At 74.7% G+C, this 3,311-nt stretch carries 4 protein-coding genes and 1 pseudogene; all 5 read left to right on the forward strand.

The genetic code is table 11. The annotated features are described in order from the left end of the window. Positions 1 to 441, forward strand: a 441-nt coding sequence (locus ACILQS_RS16005; protein WP_395641121.1) for a FliH/SctL family protein, incomplete at its 5' end; no start/stop codon positions are given. Further along, on the forward strand, positions 438 to 1,790 hold the full coding sequence (locus tag ACILQS_RS16010) for a FliI/YscN family ATPase (protein ID WP_395641122.1): 1,353 nt from the start codon (positions 438 to 440) through the stop codon (positions 1,788 to 1,790). The genes ACILQS_RS16005 and ACILQS_RS16010, both read left to right, overlap by 4 nt. Then, positions 1,787 to 2,218, forward strand: coding sequence for a flagellar export protein FliJ (locus ACILQS_RS16015; RefSeq protein ID WP_395641123.1), 432 nt, complete (start codon positions 1,787 to 1,789; stop codon positions 2,216 to 2,218). The genes ACILQS_RS16010 and ACILQS_RS16015 overlap by 4 nt, the downstream gene beginning before the upstream one ends. After that, positions 2,215 to 2,970, forward strand: a complete 756-nt coding sequence (locus ACILQS_RS16020) for a C40 family peptidase (protein WP_395641124.1) — start codon at positions 2,215 to 2,217, stop codon at positions 2,968 to 2,970. Before ACILQS_RS16015 ends, ACILQS_RS16020 begins: the two co-directional genes overlap by 4 nt. Continuing rightward, positions 2,967 to 3,311, forward strand: a pseudogene (locus ACILQS_RS16025) (hypothetical protein); the annotation flags it as partial. The gene ACILQS_RS16020 and the pseudogene ACILQS_RS16025, both read left to right, overlap by 4 nt.

A 3,311-nucleotide genomic window follows, 5' to 3' on the forward strand; every position in this document is an offset into this window, starting at 1 on the left:
GAACTCGACGCGGAGGCCGCGCGGGCCGCCGAGGAGTCCCGCCGTCGCCTCGAGAGCGCGCTGGGTGCTCTCGACGCGGCCGCCGGACGCCTCGACGCCCGCGTCGCCCCCGTGCTCGCCGACGCCGACACGGCTCTCGCCGCAGCGGCGGTGGAACTGGCCGCGGCGATCCTCGACCGGGAGCCCGCTCCGTCGTCGGTGGACGCCCTGGACCGCGCGCTCCACATCGCCGGGGATCTGCAACCCCGCCGCATCCGGCTCGCCCCGTCCGACCTCGCCCTGCTGGCCGGCCTCGCGCCCGCGGGCCTCGAACTCGTCGCCGACTCCGGCGTGCCCGCCGGTGACGCGATCATCGACCTGCCGCGCGGCGAGATCGACGCGCGCCTCTCGGCCGCGCTCGAACGTGCCCGTGCCGCCCTCCGCGAGGGGACGGACGCATGACGCTCACCCTGCCGCACCGGCCCGCGGGCTGGGACCTCGTGATCGGAGCCGCCCGTCCCGAGCGCATCGGCGTCGTGACGGCGGCGACCGGGCTCGGCATCCGCATCTCCGGTCTCGACGCGGCGATCGGCGATCTGCTGCTGCTCGGCGACGCCGAGGACCCGGGAAAGTGCTGCCGGGCCGAAGTCGCCGCGATCTCCGACGAGGGTGTGACCGCGATGCCGCTCGACGCGGCCGTCGGGCTCAAGGTCGGCGACCGGGCACGCTCCACCCGCACCCGGATGCGCGTCCCCGTCGGCAGCGGACTGCTCGGCCGGGTCGTGGATGCGGCCGGCCGGCCGATCGACGGCAAGGGTCCACTCGTCGCGCCGCACGGAGCCGTCGAGTACCGTCCCGTCGACAACGACGCCCCGTCCCCGATCGACCGCGCCCGCATCGACACCCAGCTCCCGCTGGGCGTGCGCGTGCTCGACACCCTGACCCCCGTCGGCCGCGGCCAGCGCATGGGCCTCTTCGCCGGATCCGGCGTCGGCAAGTCCTCGTTGCTGTCGATGATCGCGCGCGGCACCGACGCCGAGGTCGCCGTCATCGGCCTCATCGGCGAGCGCGGTCGCGAGGTGCGGGAGTTCCTCGAGGACGACCTCGGGCCCGAAGGCCTCGCCCGCTCCGTCGTCGTCGTAGCGACCGCCGACCAGGCCCCGCTGCTGCGGGTGCGCGCCGCGTTCACCGCAACCCGCATCGCCGAGAGCTTCCGGGATGCCGGCCGCCACGCCGTGCTGCTCATGGACTCGGTGACCCGGGTCGCGATGGCGCAGCGCGAGATCGGTCTCGCCGTCGGTGAGCCCCCCGCCACCCGCGGCTACCCGCCGTCGGTGTTCGGTCTGCTCGCGCGGCTCCTGGAGCGCGCCGGCACCGGCCCCATCGGCTCCATCACGGGGCTCTACACGGTGCTCGTCGACGGCGACGACCACGACGAGCCGATCGCGGACACCGCCCGGTCGATCCTCGACGGGCACGTCGTGCTCGATCGCAAACTGGCGATCGCCGGGCACTTCCCGACCGTCGACGCCCTGGCCTCCGTCTCCCGCGTCGCGGGGCGCATCACGAGCGCCGAGCAGCGCCGGATGGCGACCGCTCTGCGCCGGGTGATGGCCGCCCGCCGCCAGGCGCAGGACCTCATCGACGTCGGCGCCTACTCCCGCGGCGCGAACCCGCTCGTCGACGCCGCCCTCGACCACGCCGAGGCGATCGACGCGTTCCTGCGCCAGGACATCGCCGAGACCGCCGACGGCGACGCCTCCTGGGTGCACCTCGCCGCGCTCGTCGCGGCGCTGGGGGTCGACGCATGAGCACGTTCCGGCTCCTCAACCTCATGAAGCTGCGGAAGCTGCAGGAGGATGGCGTGCGCGCCGAACTCGCCCGTGCCCGGGCGACCGAGACCGACCGCCGTCGCCGCGAACAGCGCGTGCGCTCGGTGCTCGGCGACCTGACCGTCGACGCCTCGTCGGCCGAGGCCGTGCAGTCGATCGCCGCCGCCCGCGCTTCGTCGTCGAGCATGCTCGGCGAACTCGAGACCCTGCTCGCCCAGGACCACCAGGCCGTGCTCGACGCCGCCGCGGCCTACGCCGTCGCGAAGACCCGCACGACCCAGCTGGAGAAGCTCGAGGAGCAGCACGCCGCCCGCGTGCGCCGCGCCGACCTCCGCGCCGAGCAGAACGCCCTGGATGAGCACGCCGGACGCGCGTCGTTCGGCACCACCGGGGGGACGGACGCATGACCGAGGCCTTCGCCGCGATCGCCGGCATCCAGACCACCCTCGCCGCGCTGCGCGGCGCCCCGGTGGCGACGTCCGCCGCGGTGACCGGGACGGCATCCGTGTTCGACGCGATCCTCGCGAGCCTCACCGGGGCCACCGCCACGGACGCGCAGGACGCCTTCGGCCAGACGCTCGTCGACGACGCCCGCGAGTACCTCGGAACGCCGTACGTGCTCGGCGGTCGCTCGAAGAACGGGGTCGACTGCTCGGGCCTGGTGAAGAACGTGCTCGAGACCTACGGGATCGACGCCCCGCACGACAGCGGTCGGCAGGGCGACCTCGGCACCGAGGTGCCGTCCCTCGCCGAGGCGAAGCCCGGCGACCTCATCGTGCTCAACAACGGCCACCACATCGGCATCTACGCGGGTGACAACAAGATCATCCATGCGCCGTCGCCGGGCAAGACGGTCGTCGAGCAGGAACTGTGGACCGGCGATGCCGGCATCGTCACCATCCGCCGGATCGACGCCCCGGCGACCGAGACCCCGGCTCCGCAGATCGACCTGTCGCAGGTGCTCTCCGGGCTCGCGATGCTCGGCAACCTCTCGAGCCTGCTCGGCGCCTCCGCATCGACGTCCGCGCTCTCGTCCTCGCTCCTCACCCCCACCAGCTCACTGGGCACCACCGCCCTGGGCACCACCGCTCTGGGCGCGGCCGACCTGAACCAGCTTCAGGCGCAGCGCTGGGCGCTCCTCGCGAAGGGAATCTCGTGATCACCGTTACCGGATCCGGCACGCTCGCCGACCTGGTCGCCCCGGCCCCCGCCGGCGACGACCCGGTCTCGGCCGATGCGTTCGCCGCCCACCTCGACGCCGCCACCGCGGATGCCGGCTCGGCTCCCGCGGAATCCGCCGCACCGGAGGTCGATCCCGCGCTCCCGGCGGAGGCCGACGCCGCGCTCGCCGTCGAACTCGCCGCCCTGCTCGGAGGCTCGCTCCCGCCGGCGTCGACCGCCGAGGCCGACACCTCGGTCGATCGGCCGGCCGAGATGACGGATGCCGCGCCGGCCCCGCCGGCTCCCCCTGCGATCGCGCTGCCGACCGCGGCTCAGGTC

Origin of the sequence: Pseudolysinimonas sp., assembly GCF_044239695.1 — a bacterium.
Lineage (GTDB): Bacteria > Actinomycetota > Actinomycetes > Actinomycetales > Microbacteriaceae > Pseudolysinimonas_A.